Below are 26,329 nucleotides of genomic sequence, written 5' to 3'. Positions count from 1 at the left end.
AACTAATTCATTATGAAAAAACAACGCTTTTTTCTCTTGGGAGTCCTACTCCTCTTGTGCGGCCTTTGCCATGCACAAGACGTCAAAGTAACCGCTTTCCAACGTATGGACCGTGACCTGATGGCCCGCACACAAGAACGCCTTGACTTGAATGACGATCCCTGCGCCATCGTGCGCATTTCCGTTGCCGATGTAAAAGAATACACCTTTGAGGGCAATATCATCGGTGATGTCATCTACAAGACGGGTGAGGCCATTGTTTACATGACACAAGGCTCACGCAACATTACCATCAAAAGCGACAAGTTCGGCTCGCTCCGCTACGAGTTCACGCAGAAATTGGAGAAACAGGTGGTATATAAGATGACCCTAAAATTCATTGAATCGGACGCCAACAGGCTGCGTACCTTGCTGACCCCCGTCGTGGGTGTAGGCAGCGACCTCTCCTATGGTCTGATGATTGGTGTCGTGAAAAAAACCGGCTGGTACCTAAAAGCCAAATACGACTTCAAGTCACTCTCCACCGACACCGAATGCGACAAGGGCGGCAATTCACCCGATGGGGAAGCTTTCTGGTTTACCGGTGAAAAGAAAAGCAGCCGCCTGGCCATCACCACCGGCATGATGCTGCGTCTGGCCAAGCCCTTCTACCTGTATGGGGGTGCCGGTTGGGGATACCGTAAACTGGCATGGGAAACCGCCGACAAACTGTGGGCCGAATGCAACGACCTCAGCTACAGCGGCGTGGAAGTTGACCTCGGTTGCGTATTGCGCGCCAAGAGCGTAGCCTTCACGGCAGGCATCCAAAGCAACAGCTTCAAGTATTGGGAAGCTACCGTAGGTATAGGTATCATGTTTTAAACAACTATTATGCTATCAGATATGAAAATCAAGAAATACATCACACAGAACCTGCTTCCCTTTTTTGCGGCAGGATGGCTCATTTGCTCAACATTCTCTTGCACCAACGAGGATATTCCCGACAATATGGCACCCAAACTTACGATAGAGGAAGTAAGTAATGCCCTCCGTACCTCAGCCGTCTTTTCCGGTTCCATTTCCGGCGAGACAGACAAACTGAAAGATTTCGGTTTCGAATACTCTACTTCCAAAGACTTCCCGACCGACCAGACCACCCAAGTGTCGATGCTGGAATCGGGGGCAGGCACTTCATTGACCATCCAGGTAAAAGGGTTATCCCCCAGCACCTTCTATTACTATCGCATGTATGCCACCACGGGCGCCACGACTGTCTATAGCGAGGAACGCCCCTTCAACACCACCTCAATGTCCGGCCCGCAGCTGAGTGAACTGGTAACCGATTCCATCGGCGAGAGATATGCCCGTTTCAAGTTCTACGTGGAAGATTACGGGAACGAGGTCCTGATAGAGTGCGGTGTCAGCTATAAGAAAAGCGACGCCAAGACATTCATCCCTGTCGCCAGCGAAAAAATCACGGAAGATGACCAATACACCATCGAGCTGACCGACCTGGAGCCCGATACAGAATATGATTTCCGTGCCTACGCCAAGAATGCCGCCGACAAAGACGCCTCTACCGGCAGCATCGAAGGATATGGTACGATCCTCAAACAGAAAACCGCCGCTTTGTTGTCCGCCAACATCGAGACAGGCGTGATTGACGAAGGGGACATCAAAATCACTTCCGTAAAGATGACAGGCACCATCAATTCCGCGGTCGGTTCCAACGGCGCCATTGACGAATGCGGATTCGTTTACAGCAAGACAAACGCTCTTCCCACCTACAACAGCGACTCCAAATTCGTTCACCCCAAAGAGGGCATAAATGTCAGTGGAGAAAAGTACTCGTACATCGAAGAAATTACGGACCTGCTGCAGGATACACATTACTACATCCGGGCGTACGCCAAAAACACCGTTGGCGGTGAAGAAAGAATCGCCTATGGGGCAACACGCGAAATCACGACCAAAAGGCTGGACAGACCTATGATAGAGTTTACCTATAAAGCCGACAATTCTCTGGACTACAGCTGTACGGCAACTACGATGACCGTAAAAGCATCCATCCAGAACTATGACGCGAACGCACTGGTAGAGAAAGGTTTCATCTGGAGCAGAAGCCAAGGGGAACTGTCTATCGAAGATGCCAAGACAGCCGGTACCTACAAAGCCGTGACCAACGGAGAAAACCAGATTGTAGCGACCATCGAAGGACTGGAAATGGCCAGCAGCTACTACATACGCGCATACGCCATCTATAAGTCGGGCGACTTGACGGAAACAGGCTATACCAATGGCTATACACAGCTTTGGACAGAGGGATTCAACCTGCCTTCACTCGAAATAGAAACAAGTTCCGACAAGCTGACGTTCAACTCCGCAGAACTGGTTGGCAAGATGCCCAATCCGGGAAATACCAACATCACGGAACGCGGGTTTGTCCTGAGTACCCAGTTCTCGGAAGTCACATTGGAGAATTGCGACAAAGCGATTACCTCGGACGCGGGTTTCATCACCACCGTAACAGGGCTTAAATACCAGACCAACTATTATGTACGCGCCTATGCCAAGTGCGAGTTAGGGGGAAGAACCGAGATTGCCTACTCCGGCTGGAACAACTTCTATACTCCGGACTTCGACCGTCCTTCGTTCGGTGAGATGAAGAATGAAAGTGCACTGAACTCTCTGAAAGTAACCACGGCAATAACACCGGGCGCAGACGGCACCATCGTGGCAAGAGGTTTTTGCGCCATCAGCACTGAAAGCACCTCGGACCCGACAGTGGATGACCTGAAAGTGGAAGAAGCCGTAACCCCGGCCTCCGAAAGCAGCTATACACTGGAAATAAAAGATTTGTCCTTCAATGCATCCTATAAAGTAAGAGCCTACGCCATTGTTCAGATAGGAGACGAGAAGATTGTTTGCTATAACGGTACGTATTGGATGAACACGCAAAACCTATCCATAAGTACTAGCAATACCCCCACAGACACCAAGTGCGAAGTCCAAGCCACAGTCCATAGCGAGGTGGACCTGAGCAACGCTGAATATGGATTCGTTTGGTCGGACAATTCTGAAACCGGGCCGGAGGAAGCGACCGGCAAACTGAAATGCACCAACATAGATGCCGAAAGGAAATTCAGCGGCACCATCGAAGGACTGACAGGAGGGAAAACGTATAACCTGTGGGTTTATGTCACCATTGACGGCAAAGACAACTATATCGGCAGATGGGAATTCACCACTAAACGTATTCCCGGACAAGGCGACAATGTTTCACCCGATCAAAAATAATAATCATGAAACAGAACAATACAATATGGAACGTTCTTCTGGCAAGCGCATGTAGCCTATTGCTATATGCCTGCGCAGGAGGACAGGAAGAGTTGGAGCGGCTGAATGCCGCTCCGCAAGACACCGACTCCCGCACGGTCGAGACGGTGACGGCCGACATTACCTTGACCGAAGCGGGCACGCTGGACGCAAAGTTAAGCGAAAAATTGGGCAGCAATAAACCCAATGTCCAGGTGCTGAGCATTGCGGGACCGTTCAATGCCAGGGACGTGGAATGCCTGCACACACTGACCGCCTTGGAGAAACTGGAAATGACAGACGCAGAGACAAAGTGGGACTACGACCGCCCCTACTATACCTTCAGCTACTCTTATGAAGACAGTTACGGCAACATCCAAGAAGTCAATGTATCGGAACACTTGTCAGATAATGGAATAGGCAACTATATGTTTGCCGGCATGCCGGCTTTGAAGGAAATAGAAATACCTTCGACCATTACATCTTTTGCCTTTTATAATATATGCCACGGCTCTCCCGTAACCACCATCACTGTGCCCGAAGGCGTAACCCGCATCTCCGGTTTCAACAATTGCCGCACGCTTACCACTGTGCATCTGCCATCCACCTTAAAGGAAATCGGCAGTGAAGCATTCCGAGGCAGTGCCTCTTTAAAGAGCCTTACAATTCCGGAAGGTGTAGAATATATCGAATCACAGGCGTTTGCCGAATCCGGACTGACAGAAATCGTAATTCCGGCATCCTGTACACGACTGGGCTATGGAGTCTTCAACAGCTGCAAACAGCTCCAGACACTGACCATACCGAAAACCGTATCCCAAACAGACGGTTCACCGGTAGATGGCTGCGAGAATCTCCGGATGCTTGCTTGGAATACAACCATAGCCGTACCCGGATTCCGTCCCACCGAGAATTGTCTCCTGTACATCAACAGCGACAATGGCACGGCAGCCACTTACGACGCAAACTCCTGGCCCAACACTATTGTGGACGGTATTGCGGAAAGCATCCAGCTGACTTATTCAAACAGTACCTGGGAAACGACCAAGAAGTTTTCCTGTCCCATCGCCTTCACCGCCAAAAGCATCAGCCTGACCATGACGTTCCTCGACAGATGGACTTACGAAGGAAAGGCTTCCGGATGGCGCACCCTCACACTGCCGTTCAAGGTAAGCTCCATCACTTCGGAAGAGAAAGGCGCATTGGCTCCTTTTGGCAGCGACGTGGAAGGCGCCAAACCCTTCTGGCTGCGTAAGCTTACAGCGGACGGTTTCGTGGACGCAACATCCATCGAGGCCGACAAGCCTTACATCATCGCCATGCCCTACAATCCCGGCGTCTATCTGGACGAGTACAACATCAGCGGAAACGTCACCTTCACGGGAGAGAACGTAGAAATCGCAGTGACTCCGGATGAATTACCCGCCGATGAAGGACCGGACTATCTTCTTCAGCCCACCTATCAATTTGTGAAAAGAGGCGGCATGGTGTATGCCTTGAACTACGACTACAGCATCCGTAACCATGAGCTGGGCAGCGTATTCGCCCGTAGTTCCACCCATGTGTATGCCTACGAAGCATACGTCAAGGACAAGAACGGCAGCTCCACCCGCGCTTTGTACGAAATAGACACCCGCTCTCCTAAAACACGAAGTGCCGCTCAAAAGAACACGACCGGCATTCCTGCCATAGGCGATATGTAACGACATAAAAACAAAGAATGATGATTATGAAACAGAAATATACAAAATGGATCTACTTCCTGGCCATAGCCACCGGCCTGCAATGGGCAAGCTGTACGGGAAGCGATGAAAGCCTGGAACTGCTGAACGGAGGGACACAGTCGAGCAGCACCGACTCAAGGGCTACCGAACCGGTGACTGCCCATGTGACACTGACCGATACCGACAGGCTGGAAGCCAAACTGGCCGAGGCGTTGGGAGACGCCGCACCGACGGTACAGAAGCTGACCATATCCGGCACATTCAATGCCATAGACGTGGAGTTCCTGCACACACTGACCGCACTGCAAAGCCTGGACATGACCGGTGCCGTAGTAAAAAGCCACAATGAGCATTCCCACTACTCTTTCACTTGTTCGTACGTTAATCCTGACGGATATACCGTAGAAGTAAACGTAAACAATTACTTGAGTGAAAAGACAATAGGCTATCAAATGTTTGCAGGCATGACTTCCCTGAAAGAATTCAAAATACCCGCTGCGATCAACAGTATCGAATGGCATGCCTTCGAGGGATGCACCTCCCTTGAGGCAATAAGCCTACCCAGCAATATAAAGTCGATGAACAGACCCTTCGCTTATTCCGGTCTGACCACCCTGACTATCGAAGAAGGCATTACCTCCATTTCCAACCTTGGCGAATGTCACCGGCTTAAAACCGTCAACCTTCCGTCAACCTTGAAAGAGATAGGGCCTTACGCATTCGAAAACTGCCCGTCCTTAGAAAGCATAACGATTCCGGACGGTGTAGTCAAGATAGGCTCATGGGCATTTGGGAATACCAGACTGACATCCGTCCGGCTTCCGGATGCACTGAAAGAAATAGGAGAATACGCCTTCAACGGCACCCTACTGGCAAAGATCGAAATTCCCGCATCCGTAACGACATTGGGTAATCGCGTTTTTGCAAATTGCAAGCAACTCCGGACACTGACCATACCGGAAACCGTTACCCAAACAGAAGGTTCCCTGTTCGACTATTGCAGCAACCTCACAGGAGTTTTCTGGAACTCCGAAGCAGAAGTAGGCGACCCCCAGGGAGTAAACGAGAACTGCTTCCTATACCTGCAGACCAAGAACAACAGCGTACCCTATTGGGGCCCCAACTGGGTCAACGTAATCATAGATGGAGTAGCCAAGTCCATCGAACTGAAATACGACATTTCCAGTTGGAGAGGCAGCGAGAATATATTCGCTTGCCCCCAAGCCTTCAAGGCAAAAAGCATTTCAGTGGACATTCACTTCGATACACAATGGACATACCAGAATGTCTCATCCGGATGGCGTACCCTGGCGCTACCTTTTACGCCCACCCACATCTCGCACGCCGAAAAAGGCCGGTTGGCACCTTTCGGAAGTGACATTGAGGGCGCCAAGCCCTTCTGGCTGCGCCGTCTGACCCAAGAAGGATTTACCGACGTAACCTCCATCGAGCCGAATACCCCCTACATCATCGCCATGCCCTATAACCCGGACATCTATATAGATGAATACAACATATCCGGCACCGTCACCTTTAAGGCAACGGATGCAGAAATTGAAGCCACTCCCCAGGAACTGCTTCCGGACGAGGGTCCCGACTACTACCTGCAACCGACCTACCGCCGTGTAGCGGCGAACGATGAAATCTATGTACTGAACCGCAACTGGTGGGCAGAAGGAGGCCAATACGAAGGCAGTGTCTTCACCAATACAGCCTCTCAAGATGTTTACTGCTTTGAAGCCTACGTGAAGCCCAAGCCCGGCACTCCCACCCGCTCGGCCTATGCCATCGATACCCGTTCGGCCAACACGCGCAGCGTCTCGCAAAAGAACACGACCGGCATTCCCGCCATCGGCGACATGTAGAGAAAAAAAACAGGACAACAGATCATCACAAGAGAGAGGGCACGGTAACGGCGCCCTCTCTTTTCATTTCACAACCCCGTATATCACGCCGTGCCACCGCATACATTTCACAATGCCGCCCCATACTTACGACGGCATTACTGCACATATATAACAGTATCACTGCATATATGTTGCAGTGCCACTGCATATACTTTGCAGTATCACTGTATATACTTTGCAGCGCCACTGCAACACGTATTCACTGCCACTGCAAAGCACATGCAGTAACCTTGCAGTAATTAGTCGCTGACTATTAATATATTACCAAAAGCAGATTTCCTTATTTATACAGGCTGTTTGCCGGGTGTGCGCAAGGCGGCATTTCCCGTTAAGACGAACGGATCCCCCCATAGCAGCGCTCAATCAAACAATTCCTTCAGTACTTCCAAGGATTTCAAGACGGGAAAATCGGGCAGGTGCAGGCGGTAATACTCATTCATGATCGCCAGGCAACGGGTACGTTCCGCCCGGCTCATGGAAAAGAGATGCATCGTCTCATAATTCATACGCATCAGCCGCGTCAGGCGGGAAGCCTCTTCCGGAGCTATATAATCGGAATGCAGCTGCGGACGCAACGGCGTGAAACAGGCATTCCGCATATCGAAATAGTCTCCCTTATGGTAATCTTCCAGATTGGGATACAGCCCGAGGAAACGGGAAAGACGCATCAGAAAAACCAGATGAAAATTTGCAAAGCCCGTTCCGCATTCATCCAGCCAGATGATGGAATGGCGCAGATAGGCAAACAAAGGCCGGTTCTCCGCCTCCTCGCGCACGGCCCGATACAGGAACTCTGACAGGAACAGGGCAATGGCCGACTTATAGGGATCGTATGGGAGCGTGGAAAAAGGATAGAAAGACTTGGCTTCCTTTACTTTATATATAGTAGCAGTGGGACGGAAATCGGCCTCCAACTCCACCAAAGCCAATGGCTGGAAAAGCACGGACTTCACCGCCGCCTTGCGTGAACGGGGCACCGAAACCACAAACGACGCCCTTCCGGCCACCTCCGTATAGATGTCCACAATGATGGAAGTATCCTTATACTTCAAGGTGTGCAGCACAATTCCCGATGTTTTCTGTAACATATCCGATTCTTTTTAGGCTTTCAATCCGATAACAAAACTACAAAAAAAGCCCGATAAAAGCATAATCAAAGAAGATGAATAAAAAAAGGAAGGAAGATGAGTAAAAAAATGAAAGATTATACAGCGCTGATTATCAGACAATAAAACTCCAATTTTTAAAACAAGGCAGAGAAATACATGAAAAAATATTCCGGAATGTTTTGGTAGTTTAAAAATAGTTTCTACCTTTGCAACCGCAAACGAGAAACAAAGGCGCTTGCAAGAGCGGAAACGCTCAACAAAGGATGGCCCGTTCGTCTATCGGTTAGGACGCAAGATTTTCATTCTTGAAAGGGGGGTTCGATTCCCCCACGGGCTACAAATAAAAAAATAAACGAATTAAAAAAAGATTAGTCGAGATGGCAAATCATAAATCATCACTGAAAAGAATCAGACAAGAAGAGAAAAGAAGACTTCACAACAGATATTATGGTAAGACCATGAGAAATGCTGTTCGTAAACTTCGTTCTACTACAGATAAGGCTGCCGCAACAGCCATGTATCCAAGCATTACAAAATTGCTGGATAAATTGGCTAAAACAAACGTTATCCACAAGAACAAGGCTAACAACTTGAAGTCTAAGTTGGCAATCTACATCAACAAGCTCGCTTAAGTTGATTTGTCGCACGAAAGATATAAGAGGCTGAACTAAAAAGTTCAGCCTTTTCCATTTTACACCTACTCCATCCCAAGGATTCATCCTCACCTCTTTACGGTGCTAAAAAGCTGTAAACGACCCAAATTTATCCCTTCGTTTAACGTGAAATCTCAAGGATTTTCACTACTTTTGCTTTGTTATTACAATAAGGAAAATAGATTATGACTGAAGAAGAAAAGATAAACGGCGAAAACAATTACTCGGCCAGTAACATCCAGGTATTGGAAGGTTTGGAGGCCGTACGTAAGCGTCCCGCCATGTATATCGGAGACATCAGTGAGAACGGTCTGCACCATCTGGTATATGAAGTAGTAGATAACTCCATCGACGAAGCCATGGCCGGCTATTGCGACCATATCGAAGTCACCATCAATGAGGACAATTCCATCACTGTACAGGACAACGGCCGTGGTATTCCCGTCGATTTCCATGAGAAAGAGCAAAAGTCTGCACTGGAAGTGGTCATGACCGTATTGCATGCCGGCGGTAAATTCGACAAAGGTTCTTATAAAGTATCCGGTGGTCTGCACGGCGTCGGTGTATCCTGCGTAAACGCGCTCTCCAAACACATGACGACCCAGGTATTCCGCAACGGGAAAATTTACCAGCAAGAATACGAATGCGGCAAGCCGTTGTATGCAGTCAAGGAAGTGGGAACCTGCGACCCCGGCTTCTCGGGAACCAAACAGACTTTCTGGCCGGACGACAGTATCTTTACCGTCAGCGAATACAAATATACCACTCTCCAGGCACGTCTGCGTGAGCTGGCCTATCTGAACAAAGGCATTACCATCACCTTGACCGACCTTCGCAGCAAAGACGAGGAAGGCAATCCGCAGGTAGAGAAATTCCACTCCGAGGAAGGCGTAAAGGAATTCGTGCGTTACCTGAACAGTAACAATAACCCGCTCTTCGACGACGTAATCTACCTGAATACCGAGAAAGCGGGTGTGCCTATCGAATGCGCCATCATGTACAACACCGGCTATCGCGAGAACCTCCACTCTTACGTCAACAACATCAACACCAAAGAGGGCGGTACGCACGAGGGTGGTTTCCGCGCCGCCTTGACACGCGTGTTGAAAAAATACGGCGAAGATACTTGCGCCAAGCAATTAGAAAAGGCAAAAGTGGAAATCTCCGGCGAGGACTTCCGCGAAGGTCTGATTGCGGTTATCTCCGTAAAAGTGGCAGAGCCGCAGTTTGAAGGACAGACCAAGACGAAACTGGGTAACAGCGAAGTAAGCGGCGCCGTTAACCAGGCCGTGGGCGAAGCCTTGAGTTATTATCTGGAAGAACATCCCAAAGAAGCCAAACTGATTGTCGAGAAAGTGATTCTGGCCGCTACGGCACGTGTTGCCGCACGCAAGGCTCGCGAATCCGTACAGCGCAAGTCGCCGATGTCCGGCGGCGGCATGCCGGGCAAACTGGCCGACTGCTCCAGCAAGGATCCGGAAGAATGCGAATTGTTCCTCGTCGAGGGTGATTCGGCAGGCGGTTCGGCCAAACAAGGACGCAACCGTGCTTTCCAGGCCATCCTGCCTCTGCGCGGTAAAATCCTGAATGTGGAAAAAGCCATGTGGCACAAGGCTTTCGAAAGCGATGAAGTAAACAACATCATCCAGGCGCTGGGTATCCGCTTCGGTGTGGACAGCGAGGACAGCAAGGAAGCCAACATCGACAAGCTGCGCTACAAGAAAGTTATCATCATGACCGATGCCGACGTCGATGGTTCTCACATCGACACACTGATCATGACGCTTTTCTTCCGTTACTTCCCGCAAGTAATCCAAAACGGATACCTGTATATCGCTACTCCGCCGCTTTACCTTTGCAGCAAGGGTAAGGTGAAAGAATACTGCTGGACCGACCAGCAACGCCAGAAGTTTATCGACACCTATGGCGGTGGCTCTGAAAACGCGATCCACACCCAACGCTACAAAGGTTTGGGTGAGATGAACCCGGAGCAGCTGTGGGAGACGACCATGAATCCGGAGAACCGTATGTTGAAACAAGTCCATCTGGAAAGCGCCGCCGAAGCAGACTATGTATTCTCCATGCTGATGGGCGAAGATGTAGGGCCGCGACGCGACTTCATCGAAGCGAATGCAACCTATGCTAATATAGACGCTTAATCAATAACCAACCTCGTATCTTACAACGAAGAAGCCCCGGACGGGCAGGATAATCCTGCCGTCCGGGGCTTTTCTTTGGATCTTTGGAGTCCGGTCCTTTTCAGAGAATAGTGCCTGCCTTCCCGATACTGCCTTACAGCATTTTCTGCTTCACCATCTCCTCCACCACCATTTCCAGTTCAGCATACCAGTCCTCGCCAAACTTACGGACCAACGGTTCCTTCAAGAATTTATATACAGGAAGATTCTCTTTCTGCCCCAGCAGGACGGCAGCCTTGCAAACATCCCACCGGTTATAGTTCACAGCCTTATAAACGCCATAATTACCCACCCTTATGGGATACAAATGACAGGAAACCGGCTTATAGAAATCAGTCTTGCCTTCACGGTAAGCTTTCTCGATCGCACAGAAACAGCAGCCCTTCTCATCATAACAGGTAAACACACAATCTTTGTTGTTTACGATGGAAGTAACCAAATCGCCTTCCTGGTCGGTGTATACCACGCCCTGCTTTTCTATCACTGCACGCGCTTCGGGCGCCAGCTCATCCCAAATCACGGGCAACACCTCTTCCAGTCTCGCAATTTCTTCAAACTCCACCGGTGCACCGGCGTCTCCTTCTATACAACATGCTCCCTTGCAGGCATCCAGATCGCAGAGAAACTTCTCGCGCAACACATCAAAAGAGACTACAACATCGCCAATCTGCAACATAATTATTGAATTGAAAAAAGGCGCGGATTATACGGAATCCGCGCCTAAGATATAGTTATCAACGCTATTTACTTAATCAGGTCCTTGCCGGTCATTTCGGCCGGCTGCTCCATACCCAAGATATGCAAGATGGAAGGAGCCACGTCAGCCAATACACCGTCTTCTACCTTCGCATCCTTGTTGGCAGTCACGTAAACAAACGGAACCGGATTCAGCGAGTGGGCGGTATTCGGAGTTCCGTCCGCATTCAAGGCGTGGTCGGCATTACCGTGGTCGGCAATGATGATTACTTCATAATCGCTGGCCTTAGCAGCTTCCACTGTATCTTTCACACATTCGTCGATGGCCTTCACCGCTTTTTCGATGGCTTCGTAGATACCTGTATGGCCTACCATATCACCGTTGGCATAGTTCACAACGATAAAGTCGAACTTCTGCGTCTTGATAGCCTCAACCAACTTGTCCTTCACTTCGTAGGCACTCATTTCCGGCTTCAAGTCGTAAGTGGCCACCTTCGGAGACGGAACAAGGATACGCTCTTCCGCATCATACGGAGTTTCACGGCCACCGTTGAAGAAGAATGTCACGTGGGCATACTTCTCTGTCTCGGCAATGTGAAGCTGAGTCTTGCCATTGGCGGCCAAATACTCACCCAGGGTATTCTGGACATTTTCCTTGTCGAAGAGGACATGTACACCCTTGAAAGAGGCATCGTACGGAGTCATGCAGTAATACTGCAAGCCCGGAATCGTATGCATGCCCTGTTCCGGCATATCCTGCTGAGTCAGGACAACAGTCAACTCTTTGGCACGGTCGTTACGATAGTTGAAGAAAATCACGACGTCACCTTCCTTGATGGTACCGTCGAACCCACCGTTCACAATCGGTTTGATGAATTCGTCCGTCACACCTTCATCATACGATTCCTGCATAGCTTGAACCATGTCTGTAGCCACTTTACCTTCACCGTTTACCAGCAAGTCGTATGCGACTTTCACACGTTCCCAACGTTTGTCGCGGTCCATGGCGTAGAAACGGCCTACTATGGAAGCAATCTTACCAGCCGACTTCCCGCAATGTGCCGTCAGTTGTTCGATAAAGCCCTTGCCGCTTTTCGGGTCCGTGTCACGGCCATCCATGAAACAGTGGATGAAAGTATTCTCGATACCATATTCCTTGGAAATATCGCAGAGTTTGAACAAGTGGTCAAAAGAACTATGCACGCCACCGTTGGAAGTCAATCCCATAAAGTGGATGTTCTTGCCGTTTTCTTTTGCGTATGAGAAAGCAGAAACGATTTCTTTGTTTTTCAAGATACTGCCGTCGGCACAAGCGCGGTTTATCTTTACCAAATCCTGATAAACGATACGTCCGGCACCGATATTGAGGTGGCCTACTTCTGAGTTACCCATCTGTCCGTCGGGCAAACCAACGTTCTCACCGCTTGCCTGAAGTTCAGAGTGCGGATAATTTGCCAATAGACTGTCCCAATAGGGAGTCGGTGTATTGAAAATTACATCATCTTTACCTTGATCGCCAATGCCCCAGCCATCAAGAATCATTAAAAGGGCTTTCTTACTCATAATATTAATTGATTATAATTGTAAAATCTTTTTATATGCCAAAAACGTTCTATACATAGAAGGAAGTTTTTTGCGCTGCAAAGGTACAAAAAACAGCGGTTAAAGCGTACTGTTTCAAATGATTTATGTACTTTTGCCGCGCTTAAAAAACAAAAAACAAGAAAGATGGACGATTCAAACCCACGAACGTACAATAGTATTCACCCATAAAGCGAACGGAGACCGTTTTTCGCAACGCCTCTGCTCGCACTTTAAAGAAAGGAGGCAAACCTTATGAGAAAGTATCTCTACAGCGAAAACGGCTTTGTAGAAAAAGAAGAGTGGCAACCCAACTGCTGGGTCAATGTAGAATGCCCGGACGACAATGATTTCCAATTCCTTACCGAAGAACTGAAAGTTCCCGAATCATTTCTTGAAGATATAGCCGACGTGGACGAACGCCCGCGTACGGAAACCGAGGGCAACTGGCTGTTGACCATCCTGCGTATTCCCATGCAGAGCAACCAGCGTGGTGTCCCTTTCATCACTGTCCCCATCGGCATCATCACCAATGACGGAATCATCATCTCCGTCTGCTACCACCATACGGAACTGATACCCGACTTCATCCAGCATACGCGCCGCAAAGGCATTGTTGTCAACAACAAACTGGACCTGATCCTGCGGATTATCTACTCTTCCGCCGTCTGGTTCCTTAAGTATCTGAAACAAATCAACAACGATGTAGCCACCGCCGAAAAGGAACTGGAGAAGAGCATCCGCAACGAGGATCTCCTCCAACTGATGAAACTGCAAAAGACACTGGTTTACTTCAATACCTCCATTCGCGGCAACGAGGTCATGATAGGACGGCTGAAGAACATCTTCCAGGACACCAACTATCTCGACCTGGAACTATTGGAGGATGTCATCATCGAACTGAAACAGGCATACAACACCGTAAACATATACAGCGACATCCTAACGGGAACGATGGATGCCTTTGCCTCCATCATCTCCAACAATGTAAATGCCATCATGAAGCGCATGACAAGCCTTTCCATCACATTGATGATACCTACACTGATCGCCAGTTTCTACGGCATGAATGTAGATATCCATCTGGAAAGCTTCCCACACGCCTTCATATTCATCATCGTGCTTTCGGCATTGCTGTCAACCGTCACGTTCGTATGGTTCCGGAAGATCAAATGGTTCTAAAAAGAAGGAATCAGTATTTCAGGACATTTGCCGCTACCGTTTTAAACATCGGCATGGTCATGCCGATGCTTGCTCCGATAAAGGTCGGATCACAGACAGTATATCTATGTCCTTCCACCATCAAGTAGTCACCGCCTACTTCCTCGTTGAAGCGCACGGCAGTAGCTATATGGTCGGGATAGTCTAAATAGACAACGTCAAGTTTCAGCAGCTTCTTCACCAGGTAGCCGTAGAGCACGGACCGGTCCTCGCAGTCGCTGTACGGATAATAGAAAAGTTCTTCTACAAAGAAAGGTTTCTCATAACCGAACTGTTCATCGTCCATGGCATACTGGAAAGCAGTCTGTACAAAGTTGAGCAGAATGTTCGCCGCCTCTTCCTCACTTTTGTTTGCCACCAAGGGAGCCAAAGACGACAAAAGTTCACTTTCCACACCGGCATCGACGCGTGCCTTGACATATACACTGTAATCGCAGTGAGGATAGGTTTTATAGAAATCGATCAGCGCTTTGGGGATGCTGACCATTGTCCGGGCGGTACTTCCCGCAGCCTGATGAATAGAAACGGCTTTCTCCCCTGCCAGTACAGGTGTTTCCTGCCAATACATGCTGACGCTATGCTTCGCCTTCGGAGAATCCTTTTGACACATATAGAACGCGTATGGCTGCTGATTGTCGAGGTCATAATACTTCTGCCCGCCCTGCGTAATGAAGATGTTGCCATATATCTGGCAATCGGTGGCAACGTACAGCACCATTTTATTTTCATTGGCTTTCCGTGCCATTCTTGCCTTGTAGCCCATCTCGTTCAAGATAAACTGCCGCATGACAATGCTCTCATTATAAGTGCTGCAATACTCTTGGGCAATCTGTTTCACCAACATGCAAACGGCCCAGTCATTGTAAAGGATATCCTTCTTGATTGTATGGAGATCATTGAGCAGGGGCTTATAATCAGAAGCGCACAGCGTTTCGTACGCATCCGCTATGGCATTTTCATCCAGTGAAGACAACCGGCATTTACGGTTCAATGCATTGCTCAAGTAGTACGTCATTCCTCCATAAACAAACTTAGTACGTCCTGCACCTCCCGCAAACAGAGGGACATTCTTGACGATAGGCGCCGCAGGCTTCACAGCAGGTATTTCAGGCTCCACGACAGGCACTTCCGGTTTCACGACAGGAATTTCCGGCTTTACGACAGGAGTTTTCTCCACCGGTTTTTCCACAACGGGCGTCTCTTCAACTTGTACCACAACCGGTTTCTTTCCAGGCCGTTCTTTCACAGGCTTTTTGTCCGTCACCTTCTCTTCCACAACAATCACCACCGGTTCTTTCTTTTTCTTGACTATAACCGTAGGTTGGTCAAAAGTCAGTTCATCAACCTCCTTTACCTTAACTACCGGTCTTTGCTTGCCTTCGCCGGTTGTCATGTCCAGAATCTTTTCAATGTCCAAACAGACAGGTTTCCTATCCTTCGGAGCCGTCTTTTCATCATAGACCACCGGCTTCACAGGTTCCGGCTTAACCCTTTTCTTCACAGGCTTCTCCGCCTCGAATTCTTTCCAGGGGTTGCGCATGAAGTTTATAAAATCCTTATTCGCATCATCCACAAACTTGTCAAAGTCTGCCGACTGTTGCTTCACAAAGTTGGAAAAATCATCTTCCTCCTGCTGGGCATTCATCGCCAACGGCAGTAAAAGACTGATAACAAGAAATCCTATTTTCTTCATGGCTACGCTCTGTTTAATATAAGTTTGATACAAAAAAAAGCATCTCAAATTCTCCTCCTTCCGGAAACTCACCTTACACATATTCTTTAATATCCAAGGCAGAATAACCCAGGTTCTTCTTCTCCCGGGAGGCTGTGCAAAAGCTCTCTTGATGCTCTCTAGCAGTTCAGTATATAAATACTTATATGCTTCAGTCTCCCGGGAAGAGAATTTAAGACAGCCGCCTGTTACTCTTCCGGCTCTATCGGTTCACCGATAAAATCTTTCACATCTTGGGACAAATCAGCCAGTCCGGCCTTTTGTCTTGCCGTTTCCGCAGCTTCTTCCCTGGCCTTGCGCGCCTTGGATTCATCCAATGACATGAAAACATTGAATTCCTTCTTGCCATTGCCCATGTCTCTTACCAATACAAAATGCTGCTTCACAAGTCCTCCAATCTTGGCAGCTACCCCCATCTCGTAGGCGGCCGCAAACCGGTCGGTCTCTTCAGACGTCGCTTCCTTGTTGTCCGCACTGAGCAAACCTTTCAGTTTACCCTGTATCTGTGCTTTTGCCCTACCGGCATAACTTGAAATACCGAACATAATGGCATTCTCACGGCCTATCTTCAAGTTCTTCCCTTCGGCTATTCCATTGATGGCAATGCGGTTGTCCTCATCTTCCTCCATATAGGTGCGATACTTCAACAAGGCATAGTCCATTGTGGAAGTGCTTGCCTGCATCGTCCAGCCTTCCTTCTTCAATTCCTTCACTCTCTTTTTCACATCCTTGGCCAATGCCTTGGACTGTGCCCCAACGCTGGCTACGCCCCCAAACAGGATGGCGAAAACAAGCATGAAATACATAAAACTCTTCTTCATAATCTTCTGATGTTAATCGTTAATATTACTATTCTATTTAAATTCTGAACGTGTTCAAGCCGGCTTCCGCTATTCCCAGTTTGTGACGTATGGCAACGAAAGCTTCACACGTTCCACGGCACCTGTCAACGGATTGACCAACACCATTGAACCCTGTACAAACGAGAATACGGATTTCTTTTTTTCCAATGCCGTGAACTCGCCCTCGGCCAAAGCCTTGATTTGCAGTATTCCCTTTGTTTTATATACCGCGTCTATGTCATCAAACACGATGGGAGCAGACAGGTCGGGAACATGCAGTTCCAATGCTTTAAGTCCAAAAGCCGTTCCGCCACGGTTGTTCAGCGTCAAGCGAATATTGATATTGAAAATCTTCCGGGTACCGGCCGCCACGGAGTCTGCGGTAAAAATCAACTTACCTTCGGGAATCACCGAAAAAGTGGACGTACCTGCACCGCCAGCCTCTTTGATGTATGCCCGATGTTCCAGCTTTTTCCCGTCAATGCGGAAAAGGACATGAAGAAAATTATCCTCCTCGGGCAAGCAATCTATCGCATCGTAAGAGACGATGAACATACCGTCGGACGGACGCACGCTGATTTGAGCCGCACAGTTGGAAGTGACTTTCGGCATAACCGACACCTTGACCGGGTTTCCTTCCAGCAAGACCTGGCATTGGTATTTCCCTGCTTCCAGAAACGTGCCTGTGACCGAAAGGGCGTCGTACAACCGGCGATAGCGTTCTTTCAGCCCTTCCGCCTCGCTCAAGCGAACTTCATCGAAGAAGTACTCGCACAGAGTGTTCAGTTCCGTCACGGCATTTTTTATTTCCTCAACGGATTCTATTTCCCGTATTTTCTGCTCCAAAGCCTTGTACCGGGCCACCTTTTCAGCATCCAGCGCCTCAAACTCCGCCACCAGTTTCTGGTGTTCCGCCTGCGAGAAAGGATATTTCACCGCATAATCATAGTACTCCTTTTTCGTGGACTTATCCTGCACCTTCTGCCAATAAATTTCTTCTATATTGGTTGAAGAGATCCCTTTCAGGAACGGCAGGTTAGCCGATTTGATCTTTGACACCCGACTGTAAGCATCTTTCGAATCAATATTCCCGTTTATATTCACTTCCGAGAGTTCACTCTTCTGCGAAACGGTAACATGACTTGCCACAGCCTGGATAATCCGCTCCGTGATTTCCGCCATTGCCTTCGTCTGCGCCTCCGCCAGCGAATTGGCAGTTACCGACACCACCAGATAATCGTCCAACGCCGTATTCATCCATACCGGAACCTTTTTGGCACTTTTCTCTATTACCTTGGTCTGGGCTCCTGCACCGGCAACCAGCAGCAAGGCACAAACTATTCCTATCAATCGTTTCATAATGATTTTTTTTCTAATTACCACTGTACGGGCAAATTACGAATATAAACACGTGTATCGGCTATATATAGTTCCACGTATGAAAAGCCGGAAAACTTATCGAAAACTTTAGTGACATAAAACTCTTTGCGCAACTTGACCCGTGGAGGCATCTTGAGCCACGCACCGTTTTGTATCTCAAAACTGCTGCACTCCGTGCCGCTGTCCGTAATGGCGGAAGTAACCTTCAGAAACTCATCGGTATTCCTTTTCGTATCCACATTCATCATTTCCACCAAAATCGTGATGCGTTGCTGAGTAGCGTTTCCATAACATTTCAATACCTTGAACTGCAACCGGTTCGTCGACATCGTTATTTCACAATCAGCCTGGGGAACAGGCCGCTCAACCGGCTTCTCCACGACTACCGGCCTTTCGACAATCTTTTCTACAACAACCGGCTTCTCCACGACTTTTTCAACAACTACCGGTTTCTCCACCACCTTTTCAACTTCCACTATCTTCTCCACTTCCACCGGTTTCTCAATGATCTTCTCTACAATAACCGTATCAGCCACCTCCGGCATATATTGCGCCAGTTCGGCCTGCAACACGGCAGCTTGCTCATAACAAGGCAGAACATCGGAAATAGCAGAAAGATAGCTCATTGCTTCCTGATACTTCTTCAAATCGTACAGACTTTGTGCTTTCTGAAGTATGGTCGCACAATTGGCGGCATAGTAATCCTGAATCTTCTGACGGGTATTACGGATAAATCGTGTGAAAGCCGTATCCGTACTTTTGATATTGGCTACCAACGACTTCATCGCTTTCTCCTTATCACCCACCGCATTGCCTTTCACGGGAATAACCATACTGTAGTACATGGTTCCGTCCACCAGATTCTTCGCCATCAAAGTCAGTTCCCCTTTTGCCACCGATACATTCTGTATCAGCCCTTCGGAAGTCAGCACATCCGTCATTTCGAATATCGGCTCGATAGCAAACACATTGTACTGGTTGGCAGAAGCCGCAGTATTACGCGTCAGCACCTGCTTCAACCTTAGATCCAACGCATCCGCAACACTTTGGGATATATCCCCCTGCGATGCCTTCAACAATGTAAACTGGATTTCACCCTGCGCAAAAAGCGGCGAAAGACCTATGCACCACCCTATCACCAGGAATAATAATTTCTTCATTTCTGCTGTGTATTAAGTTTAAAACAATCGGCACACGGCTATTTAACAGTAATACTCATACCCTGTCCCATAGCCACTACTTCAGGACTATAGTCACTTCCAAGCTGTGACTGCAAGAATGCATTCAAGTCGTCACCGAAGTTGCTCAGATTATAAGAGCAGTTGTTTTCTTGATCCCACAGAGGTACGTTTACGGATAACTTGATATATTTATTCGTACTATAATCCATACTATACACGCTCTGGAACGAATGTTCACGTACCCAAGCGTCAAGCGCCCTCTTGAAAGGTTTTCCCGTAGCCGGAGAACTCTGGCTGAAATCCCAATCGGTCACCGCTTCCGACAAGTTCAGCTCGATTGCCACCTCACGGCCTTCGGCTACCATTTTTTCGAAAGCCGCCTGCAACTGGCTGAAGAAATCCGCCTGCATCTTCTTCACTGCATGGTCGGCAAGCATAATGCCGTCTGTTGTCATATACTGTCCGCTGGCAAAACTCTTGTTCGCAAGGTTCCCCTGTGTCTGAAATTCCACGGCAGCCAAGTTTATGGCACATTCTCCCCGATTGGATGCACTATTGATATTGAGATTCATTGAAGCCGTCACTATGATATCAGCCTGCAAGTTCCTCACAAAATCAGTAGTTCCATCGGATTGCGCACCCGCTTCTGCCCGCAAGAAAGCCGAATTCTTGGCACCCTGCAACTGAGCTATGAAATTCTTGGTCTTATATCCATGCTTGGTAAATTCTTCCGTCAACTTGGCTATAAGATGCTTCATCACCGGATCTTTGTCCATTACCTTGCGCATGGCCTCGGCATCCGAGCCTTCTCCCTGCGTATCCGGCACTACCACAATGGTAGGAGTCAGCGCGGCAGTGGCCTTCACAGCCTTAGCATCGGACCAACCCGGACTGACGCTCAAATTATTACGTACCAGGTCGGCAAGCAAGGTTTTCAGTTGGATGGTCAGTCTCACCGTCACCCGGTACTTTCCACCTATCTTCGTGTCATCCACAGTCTTCACTTCACTGCCTATAAAATTGATGTAACGAGATTCATTGAAGAACCGGTAATCGTAGTCCTTCTTCTCCACCGCAACCATAGGCACACCATTCTTAACTCCTTCCACACCCGCATGAAATAACGTATAAAACGCCGACTTCGCGGCAAGCAAAGCGGCATCCTTTTTCTTGTCTCCCACTGCGGTGGCAAGCACAGTAACCGAATTATTGTCCTGTTGTACAAGACTTACTTCTGTAGAATAATTCTGTGCGCAGATATCTGCGCACAGAATTACCACCAATAAAAACGTCCAACAATATTTCATCACTGAACAATTAAATTATAAACTATTTACAGCACCTGCTGCCTTATCAAAGAAGCTTTTCTTTTCCTTGCTCTTTATCACGACAGTCTGTCCTGCATCAATTGCCTTCTTGATTTCCTCCCCACCTTTTTTTACTTCACACAAAGTGAGGTCACCGGCTTCCACATTCTTCACTTTCAATTCACCAATTTCTTTCTGTGATGTTCTGCCCGCAACCTGGCGTTCGATACATGCGCTGAAGAAAGCACCGTCTCCCACACCGTGGTCTGAACCTATACTGATATAAACTTCCTTGGCTTCGCCTTTCTTTTCAGCGGCAATCTCAAGAATAGTACCCTGTACCTTAAACGCATCTTCCACCAGTGTACGGACTGCCTTTATGGCTTGTCTGCAAACTTTAGCCACGGCTTCTTCTTCGGTATCGGCAGTAACAATGTTGGTCAAGCCATCTCCATGCTTGAAGGTCTTGGTAGAAATCAACTTGCCATCCATCGGATTGATGACTTTCAATGTATAGGCACAAGTTGCCGTATAATAATAAGTACCTTCCTTTGTCTTGCTGATGTCAGTGGCAATAGATGAGATCCTACCTTGAATCAAGAAATTGGCTCCCTCTGAAGTCATCACTTTCATGCGGTCCATATCATCACCCGCAACCGCTTCTCCAGATTCACGACGGGACCGCTCTATATTCAAGGCATCTTTGGAATCGACATCTGTCAGTTCCACACGGCCTGTCGCACTGATTCCCTCGATCACACAACTACGGAGGTTTTCAGCCCAAGTGAAAGACACTTCAGCCGGACGCCAGAAATAATCAATAAATACATTCGGTTTTCCTTTCGCTTCCCCTCCTTCTTGAGCATTGACAGTCAGTGTACTAAAAGCGCAGGCAACGAGTAGCATAGTACTCTTCAGATTCAATAAATACTTTTTCATAAATGTGTAATAGTTAATGTGAAGCAGAAGCGTGTACTCCTGTTTCGGATTTATAAATATCTAACAAGCTTTAAATGTCCTCTCTCGCCGTAATTGAAATTCTATCGGGACATCGGTTCTCTTCTTGTGATTCCGTATCACATTAACTGGTCTGGTATGAGTGTTTTCCTTTGTTCACAAAGATAAGCACGCATTAACATTGATTATATCCACTATATTTATTACATTTGCCCGATAAAAGACGAATAACTCCCCTAATTTTTATGACTTATGGAAACAGATCTGAAAAAAATAGTAGGACAACGGCTACAGCTGCTCCGTATGGAAAAGAATTTAACTCAGGAACAGATGGGAGAACAATTAAACTTATCGACAAGTGCCTACTGTAAAATAGAGTATGGAGAGACCGACCTCACACTGACCCGGTTAAATAAAATTGCAAATATACTGAATATGTCGGCCGCTGAATTATTCAGCAAAATAGACGGCAATATCTATTTCACCAATTCAGGAAGCATCAATGTAGGTATTTCACAAGACTACAGCAATATACATACGGATAGCTCTGACCTCCGCGAACTCATCAAGGCCAACAGCAAACTGATTGAAATGCTGGAAAAACGCATAGAAATGTTAGAAAAGCACCTATCCTGACTTCTCCCCATAACAGTTGAAAAAAAGCGTACTTGCAGAACGAACGGCAATAGAAACGGAGCTTCTTATCAAGGCATGAGAGCAAAGTCAAGCTCCAGCTGCCCGTCGCCTCCCAACAGATTGAACGTCATGCGGTGATAAGGCGTAGTACCCCGTTCGGCAATGGCGGCACGATGCTTCTTGGTAGGATATCCCTTATTATGGTTCCAGTCATAATAAGGATATTCCTCATGCAGTCCGTTCATATAATCATCACGGTAAGTCTTGGCAAGAATGGAAGCAGCAGCAATGGAAAGATACTTGCCGTCACCTTTTACTACAGTGGTATGAGGCACATCCCGGTATTTCTTGAAACGGTTACCGTCAACAAGCAGGTGCTGGGGACGTATATTCAACTGATCGACAGCCCGGTGCATAGCAAGAAAAGAAGCATTAAGAATATTGATCTGGTCTATCTCTCCGGGAGAGACAACACCCACGGCCCAAGCTAAGGCCTCTTTCTCAATCACTTCCCGCAAGGCATAACGTTGCTTCTCCGTCAGTTGCTTGGAATCATTCAAGAGTTCATTCTTAAAATCTTTGGGCAAAATGACAGCCGCCGCATAGACTGCACCCGCCAGGCATCCGCGACCCGCCTCATCACAGCCGGCCTCTATCAAGTCTTTATTCAAATAAGGTAATAACATAATATGGCTTTTGTTCGGCAAAGATAATCCTTTTATCCGTATCTTTGTCTCCCAAAAACGATATAGACATGTTTATAATTATCGGACTGATGCTCACGGGAATATTGCTGGGCTATCTCCTGCGAAAACAGAACTTGAATAAAATCCATACAGTCATCACCCTGCTTATCTGGTTGCTCCTTTTCATTCTCGGAATAGAAGTGGGAGGAAACGAACAGATTGTCAAGGGACTCCATACCATCGGCCTGGAAGCCGTCATTTTGACCATAGGAGGAACAGCGGGAAGTGTCATCGCAGCCTGGGGACTCTGGAAGGCGCTGTATAAGAGGAAAGGAGGACAACTATGAAAGGAAGCCTCATCATTGTAGGATTTTTTGCATTGGGGACACTTTGCGGAGCTTACAAACTGATTCCCGCCGACCTGATAGCAGACAGCCAAATCAGTTTCTACGCCCTTTGCGCACTGATGTTCAGTGTAGGAATCAGTGTCGGCAACGATCCCCAAACATTGAAGAACTTCCGTTCACTCAACCCCCGGCTGATCTTCCTGCCCATTATGACCATTCTGGGTACATTGGCCGGTTCCGCCGCCGCCAGCCTCATCCTGACACACCGTTCTCTGACAGACTGCCTCGCCATCGGTTCCGGATTCGGCTACTATTCGCTCTCAAGCATATTCATCACCGAATACAAGGGAGCAGAACTGGGAACAATCGCCTTGCTTGCCAACATCAGCCGTGAAATCCTGACTTTACTGGGTGCTCCATTGCTGGTAAGGTGGTTTGGAAACCTCGCCCCCATTTCGGCAGGCGGTGCCACTACGATGGATACGACACTGCCTATCATCACCCGGACAGCGGGGCAACAATTTGTGGTCATATCCATCTTCCATGGCTTCGTGGTCGATTTCAGCGTACCGTTCCTGGTTACATTCTTTTGTTCCTTTTAGAACAAACTCCATGCAACGGTAAGTCCCGCCATCACAATAGCGACCATACTCATCAGCTTGATAAGAATATTCAGGCTCGGACCGGAAGTATCTTTAAACGGGTCGCCCACGGTATCGCCTACAACCGTAGCTTTATGTACCTCACTGCCTTTTCCGCCGAAATTACCTTCTTCCACATACTTCTTGGCGTTATCCCATGCACCGCCCGCATTCGCCATAAAGATGGCAAGCACGAAACCGCTGCTCAATCCTCCAACCAACAGTCCCAATACACCGGGAACACCAAAGACCAGTCCGGTGGCAATCGGCGCCACAATCGCTATCAAGGACGGAACAACCATCTCGCGCTGCGCCCCCTTGGTGGAAATAGCCACGCAACGTTCATAATCGGGTTCCGCTTCACCCGTAAGAATACCTTTAATCTCACGGAACTGGCGGCGTACCTCATCCACCATGTGGGCAGCGGCACGTCCCACCGCATTCATGGTCAGGCCACAGAACAGAAAAGCCATCATGCTGCCGAGGAACATACCGGAAAGGACTTTCGGGTTCATCAGCGTCACATCGTAGTGATGCATGAAGTCGAAGAAGGTAGCATCCTGCACGGAGACCGTCTCTCCTCCTCCGGAAACGATTTCCGTCATGCCGATACGGGTAAGACCGATTCGGATTTCCTCTATATAGGAAGCAAGCAAGGCAAGCCCCGTCAAAGCAGCGGAACCGATGGCAAACCCCTTGCCCGTAGCTGCAGTAGTATTACCCAAAGAATCGAGCGCATCGGTGCGTTTACGGACAGCCTCTCCCAGACCGGACATCTCGGCATTACCGCCTGCATTGTCGGCGATAGGCCCGTAAGCATCCGTAGCCAGAGTGATACCCAAGGTAGAGAGCATGCCCACGGCGGCGATACCGATGCCGTAAAGTCCCAGCCCCACGTTGGAGAAATCGAATCCGGAAGCAAACAGGTAGGAAGCAATGATGCCTATCACCACTGCAATCACCGGAATGGCGGTAGAGAGCATGCCCAAACCGATGCCGGAAATGATTACGGTAGCCGGTCCGGTCTTTCCACTCTCGCTCAGTTTCTGTGTGGGACAGTAAGACTGGGAAGTATAATATTCCGTGGAACGGCCAATGATAATACCTACCACCAATCCCACCACCACAGAACAGGAAATCCACATCCAGTTATCCAGTTTCAACAGCCAGAGGATAAAGAAAGTGGCTATCACTATCAGCACGGAACTAAGATTGGTTCCGAAAGCCAGTGAATTCAGCAAATCTTTCATCTTCGCATCCTCTTTGGTACGGACAGAGAAAATGCCGATAATGGAAAGTATGATTCCCACTGCGGCAATCAGCATCGGTGCGACGACCGCCTTGAACTGCATCAGCGTATCTCCGGAATGGATAAAGGCCGCCGCCCCCAAGGCAGCGGTAGCAAGGATGGAACCGCAATAGCTCTCGTACAGGTCAGCTCCCATACCGGCTACGTCACCTACATTGTCACCCACATTGTCGGCAATGGTGGCGGGATTGCGCGGGTCATCTTCGGGAATACCGGCTTCCACTTTTCCCACAAGATCGGCGCCCACATCGGCAGCCTTCGTATAGATACCGCCGCCCACACGCGCAAACAACGCCTGCGTGGAGGCTCCCATACCGAAAGTCAGCATCGTGGTAGTAATGATACAGAGCTTATGGGTGGGTGTCATCAAATCCACCGGAATCACGGCATTCAGCAACAGATACCAGAAAGAGATATCGAACAATCCAAGACCGACTACCACCAGTCCCATCACCGCACCACTTCGGAAAGCGATACGCAAACCGGCATTCAGAGAGTTGCGGGCAGCATTAGCCGTACGTGCCGAGGCGTATGTGGCGGTCTTCATGCCCAAGAAACCGGAAAGCCCGGAGAAGAAACCGCCCGTAAGGAAAGCAATAGGTACCCAGGCATTCTGTACCCCGAACCCGTATGCCATAATGGAAAAGAGAATGACCAGTCCCAAGAATACCCACCCCACAATCTTATATTGTTGACGGAGGTACGACATGGCACCCTTGCGCACTGCGGCGGCAATCTTGATCATTTGAGGAGTACCCTCACTCTCTTTCATCATCTCACGGTGAAAATACCAGGCAAAACAAAGTGCCAGAACGGAAGCGGCTGGAACCAGCCAGAAAAGCAATTGGTCCATAGCATTGTATTAAAGAAGGTTGAACGAAAGCCTAAATGTAAGGATTTGAAATGAGAGATGCAAGCAAAACCCTTA

21 protein-coding genes and 1 tRNA gene are annotated in these 26,329 nt (G+C 48.4%); 11 read left to right on the top strand and 11 right to left on the bottom strand.

Translation table 11 applies throughout. The annotated features are described in order from the left end of the window. Positions 1-12 precede the first annotated feature (12 nt). From HMPREF9446_RS14280 to HMPREF9446_RS14265, 4 genes are read left to right on the top strand one after another with little or no spacing between them, the layout of a single operon-like run. A complete protein-coding gene (locus tag HMPREF9446_RS14280) occupies positions 13-861 on the top strand; it encodes a hypothetical protein (protein WP_009126422.1) in 849 nt (282 codons plus the stop codon). Positions 862-882: 21 nt separating this feature from the next. Beyond that, a complete protein-coding gene (locus tag HMPREF9446_RS14275; RefSeq protein ID WP_039969692.1) occupies positions 883-3,276 on the top strand; it encodes a hypothetical protein in 2,394 nt (797 codons plus the stop codon). Positions 3,277-3,281: 5 nt separating this feature from the next. Next, the gene (locus HMPREF9446_RS14270; protein WP_009126420.1) at positions 3,282-4,997 is read left to right on the top strand and encodes a leucine-rich repeat domain-containing protein; all 1,716 of its coding nucleotides are present in this window, start codon (positions 3,282-3,284) and stop codon (positions 4,995-4,997) included. 26 nt (positions 4,998-5,023) lie between these two features. Next, the gene (locus HMPREF9446_RS14265; protein ID WP_172634256.1) at positions 5,024-6,883 is read left to right on the top strand and encodes a leucine-rich repeat domain-containing protein; all 1,860 of its coding nucleotides are present in this window, start codon (positions 5,024-5,026) and stop codon (positions 6,881-6,883) included. A gap of 401 nt (positions 6,884-7,284) precedes the next feature. Here HMPREF9446_RS14265 and recO read toward each other — a convergent pair whose 3' ends face one another. After that, a complete protein-coding gene (recO, locus tag HMPREF9446_RS14260; RefSeq protein ID WP_009126418.1) occupies positions 7,285-8,013 on the bottom strand; it encodes a DNA repair protein RecO in 729 nt (242 codons plus the stop codon). Between the two features lie 286 nt (positions 8,014-8,299). Between recO and HMPREF9446_RS14255 the strand changes: the two genes are divergently transcribed. The 3 genes from HMPREF9446_RS14255 to gyrB all read left to right on the top strand — a co-directional run bounded on the left by HMPREF9446_RS14255 (position 8,300) and on the right by gyrB (position 10,846). Continuing rightward, positions 8,300-8,371 (top strand) — tRNA-Glu (locus HMPREF9446_RS14255). 40 nt (positions 8,372-8,411) lie between these two features. Continuing rightward, positions 8,412-8,666, top strand: a complete 255-nt coding sequence (gene rpsT / locus HMPREF9446_RS14250) for a 30S ribosomal protein S20 (RefSeq protein WP_009126416.1) — start codon at positions 8,412-8,414, stop codon at positions 8,664-8,666. A 206-nt stretch (positions 8,667-8,872) separates the two neighbouring features. Further along, entirely contained in the window at positions 8,873-10,846 is a 1,974-nt protein-coding gene (gene gyrB / locus HMPREF9446_RS14245) for a DNA topoisomerase (ATP-hydrolyzing) subunit B (RefSeq protein ID WP_009126415.1), read from the top strand. 133 nt (positions 10,847-10,979) lie between these two features. Here the strand turns inward: gyrB and HMPREF9446_RS14240 are convergent, their stop codons facing one another. Both HMPREF9446_RS14240 and gpmI read right to left on the bottom strand, forming a co-directional pair. Beyond that, positions 10,980-11,561, bottom strand: a complete 582-nt coding sequence (locus HMPREF9446_RS14240; RefSeq protein ID WP_009126414.1) for a DUF3109 family protein — start codon at positions 11,559-11,561, stop codon at positions 10,980-10,982. 68 nt (positions 11,562-11,629) lie between these two features. Then, on the bottom strand, positions 11,630-13,144 hold the full coding sequence (gene gpmI, locus HMPREF9446_RS14235) for a 2,3-bisphosphoglycerate-independent phosphoglycerate mutase (protein ID WP_009126413.1): 1,515 nt from the start codon (positions 13,142-13,144) through the stop codon (positions 11,630-11,632). A gap of 273 nt (positions 13,145-13,417) precedes the next feature. Between gpmI and HMPREF9446_RS14230 the strand changes: the two genes are divergently transcribed. Further along, a complete protein-coding gene (locus HMPREF9446_RS14230) occupies positions 13,418-14,344 on the top strand; it encodes a magnesium transporter CorA family protein (protein WP_009126412.1) in 927 nt (308 codons plus the stop codon). A 10-nt stretch (positions 14,345-14,354) separates the two neighbouring features. Here HMPREF9446_RS14230 and HMPREF9446_RS14225 read toward each other — a convergent pair whose 3' ends face one another. From HMPREF9446_RS14225 to HMPREF9446_RS14200, 6 genes are all read right to left on the bottom strand, one after another. Then, positions 14,355-16,076 (bottom strand): hypothetical protein, encoded by a 1,722-nt coding sequence (locus HMPREF9446_RS14225; protein WP_039969746.1) that lies wholly within the window; start codon positions 16,074-16,076, stop codon positions 14,355-14,357. A gap of 227 nt (positions 16,077-16,303) precedes the next feature. Further along, positions 16,304-16,936, bottom strand: coding sequence for a hypothetical protein (locus HMPREF9446_RS14220; protein WP_009126410.1), 633 nt, complete (start codon positions 16,934-16,936; stop codon positions 16,304-16,306). 69 nt (positions 16,937-17,005) lie between these two features. After that, positions 17,006-18,316, bottom strand: a complete 1,311-nt coding sequence (locus tag HMPREF9446_RS14215; RefSeq protein ID WP_039969690.1) for a hypothetical protein — start codon at positions 18,314-18,316, stop codon at positions 17,006-17,008. A gap of 17 nt (positions 18,317-18,333) precedes the next feature. Next, positions 18,334-19,497: a hypothetical protein gene (locus HMPREF9446_RS14210; RefSeq protein ID WP_009126408.1), complete on the bottom strand. Its 1,164-nt coding sequence runs from the start codon at positions 19,495-19,497 to the stop codon at positions 18,334-18,336. A 38-nt stretch (positions 19,498-19,535) separates the two neighbouring features. Further along, the gene (locus tag HMPREF9446_RS14205) at positions 19,536-20,825 is read right to left on the bottom strand and encodes a DUF6175 family protein (RefSeq protein ID WP_009126407.1); all 1,290 of its coding nucleotides are present in this window, start codon (positions 20,823-20,825) and stop codon (positions 19,536-19,538) included. A gap of 15 nt (positions 20,826-20,840) precedes the next feature. Next, a complete protein-coding gene (locus HMPREF9446_RS14200; RefSeq protein ID WP_009126406.1) occupies positions 20,841-21,764 on the bottom strand; it encodes a hypothetical protein in 924 nt (307 codons plus the stop codon). Between the two features lie 270 nt (positions 21,765-22,034). Here HMPREF9446_RS14200 and HMPREF9446_RS14195 point away from each other — a divergent pair, with 270 nt between their 5' ends. Then, positions 22,035-22,418, top strand: a complete 384-nt coding sequence (locus HMPREF9446_RS14195; protein ID WP_009126405.1) for a helix-turn-helix domain-containing protein — start codon at positions 22,035-22,037, stop codon at positions 22,416-22,418. A 68-nt stretch (positions 22,419-22,486) separates the two neighbouring features. On the opposite strand, the gene HMPREF9446_RS14190 is transcribed toward HMPREF9446_RS14195, so the two are convergent. After that, entirely contained in the window at positions 22,487-23,104 is a 618-nt protein-coding gene (locus HMPREF9446_RS14190; protein ID WP_009126404.1) for a ribonuclease HII, read from the bottom strand. Positions 23,105-23,172: 68 nt separating this feature from the next. Here HMPREF9446_RS14190 and HMPREF9446_RS14185 point away from each other — a divergent pair, with 68 nt between their 5' ends. After that, complete coding sequence (locus HMPREF9446_RS14185; RefSeq protein WP_009126403.1) at positions 23,173-23,451, top strand: LysO family transporter; 279 nt, start codon at positions 23,173-23,175, stop codon at positions 23,449-23,451. Next, complete coding sequence (locus tag HMPREF9446_RS14180) at positions 23,448-24,053, top strand: LysO family transporter (protein WP_009126402.1); 606 nt, start codon at positions 23,448-23,450, stop codon at positions 24,051-24,053. Before HMPREF9446_RS14185 ends, HMPREF9446_RS14180 begins: the two co-directional genes overlap by 4 nt. Here the strand turns inward: HMPREF9446_RS14180 and HMPREF9446_RS14175 are convergent. Beyond that, complete coding sequence (locus HMPREF9446_RS14175) at positions 24,050-26,254, bottom strand: sodium-translocating pyrophosphatase (protein WP_009126401.1); 2,205 nt, start codon at positions 26,252-26,254, stop codon at positions 24,050-24,052. The genes HMPREF9446_RS14180 and HMPREF9446_RS14175 overlap by 4 nt on opposite strands. Positions 26,255-26,329 lie beyond the last annotated feature (75 nt).

The sequence above is a fragment of the Bacteroides fluxus YIT 12057 genome, from assembly GCF_000195635.1.
GTDB lineage: Bacteria > Bacteroidota > Bacteroidia > Bacteroidales > Bacteroidaceae > Bacteroides > Bacteroides fluxus.
This window is presented reverse-complemented; position numbering and strand designations above follow the sequence as displayed.

Excerpts from the sequence above, each read along its gene's own strand:
- HMPREF9446_RS14280 (WP_009126422.1), top strand. The coding sequence starts at position 13 with ATGAAAAAACAACGCTTTTTTCTCTTGGGAGTCCTACTCCTCTTGTGC.
- HMPREF9446_RS14275 (WP_039969692.1), top strand. The coding sequence starts at position 883 with ATGAAAATCAAGAAATACATCACACAGAACCTGCTTCCCTTTTTTGCG.
- HMPREF9446_RS14270 (WP_009126420.1), top strand. The coding sequence starts at position 3,282 with ATGAAACAGAACAATACAATATGGAACGTTCTTCTGGCAAGCGCATGT.
- HMPREF9446_RS14265 (WP_172634256.1), top strand. The coding sequence starts at position 5,024 with ATGAAACAGAAATATACAAAATGGATCTACTTCCTGGCCATAGCCACC.
- recO (WP_009126418.1), bottom strand. The coding sequence starts at position 8,013 with ATGTTACAGAAAACATCGGGAATTGTGCTGCACACCTTGAAGTATAAG.
- rpsT (WP_009126416.1), top strand. The coding sequence starts at position 8,412 with ATGGCAAATCATAAATCATCACTGAAAAGAATCAGACAAGAAGAGAAA.
- gyrB (WP_009126415.1), top strand. The coding sequence starts at position 8,873 with ATGACTGAAGAAGAAAAGATAAACGGCGAAAACAATTACTCGGCCAGT.
- HMPREF9446_RS14240 (WP_009126414.1), bottom strand. The coding sequence starts at position 11,561 with ATGTTGCAGATTGGCGATGTTGTAGTCTCTTTTGATGTGTTGCGCGAG.
- gpmI (WP_009126413.1), bottom strand. The coding sequence starts at position 13,144 with ATGAGTAAGAAAGCCCTTTTAATGATTCTTGATGGCTGGGGCATTGGC.
- HMPREF9446_RS14230 (WP_009126412.1), top strand. The coding sequence starts at position 13,418 with ATGAGAAAGTATCTCTACAGCGAAAACGGCTTTGTAGAAAAAGAAGAG.
- HMPREF9446_RS14225 (WP_039969746.1), bottom strand. The coding sequence starts at position 16,076 with ATGAAGAAAATAGGATTTCTTGTTATCAGTCTTTTACTGCCGTTGGCG.
- HMPREF9446_RS14220 (WP_009126410.1), bottom strand. The coding sequence starts at position 16,936 with ATGAAGAAGAGTTTTATGTATTTCATGCTTGTTTTCGCCATCCTGTTT.
- HMPREF9446_RS14215 (WP_039969690.1), bottom strand. The coding sequence starts at position 18,316 with ATGAAACGATTGATAGGAATAGTTTGTGCCTTGCTGCTGGTTGCCGGT.
- HMPREF9446_RS14210 (WP_009126408.1), bottom strand. The coding sequence starts at position 19,497 with ATGAAGAAATTATTATTCCTGGTGATAGGGTGGTGCATAGGTCTTTCG.
- HMPREF9446_RS14205 (WP_009126407.1), bottom strand. The coding sequence starts at position 20,825 with ATGAAATATTGTTGGACGTTTTTATTGGTGGTAATTCTGTGCGCAGAT.
- HMPREF9446_RS14200 (WP_009126406.1), bottom strand. The coding sequence starts at position 21,764 with ATGAAAAAGTATTTATTGAATCTGAAGAGTACTATGCTACTCGTTGCC.
- HMPREF9446_RS14195 (WP_009126405.1), top strand. The coding sequence starts at position 22,035 with ATGGAAACAGATCTGAAAAAAATAGTAGGACAACGGCTACAGCTGCTC.
- HMPREF9446_RS14190 (WP_009126404.1), bottom strand. The coding sequence starts at position 23,104 with ATGTTATTACCTTATTTGAATAAAGACTTGATAGAGGCCGGCTGTGAT.
- HMPREF9446_RS14185 (WP_009126403.1), top strand. The coding sequence starts at position 23,173 with ATGTTTATAATTATCGGACTGATGCTCACGGGAATATTGCTGGGCTAT.
- HMPREF9446_RS14180 (WP_009126402.1), top strand. The coding sequence starts at position 23,448 with ATGAAAGGAAGCCTCATCATTGTAGGATTTTTTGCATTGGGGACACTT.
- HMPREF9446_RS14175 (WP_009126401.1), bottom strand. The coding sequence starts at position 26,254 with ATGGACCAATTGCTTTTCTGGCTGGTTCCAGCCGCTTCCGTTCTGGCA.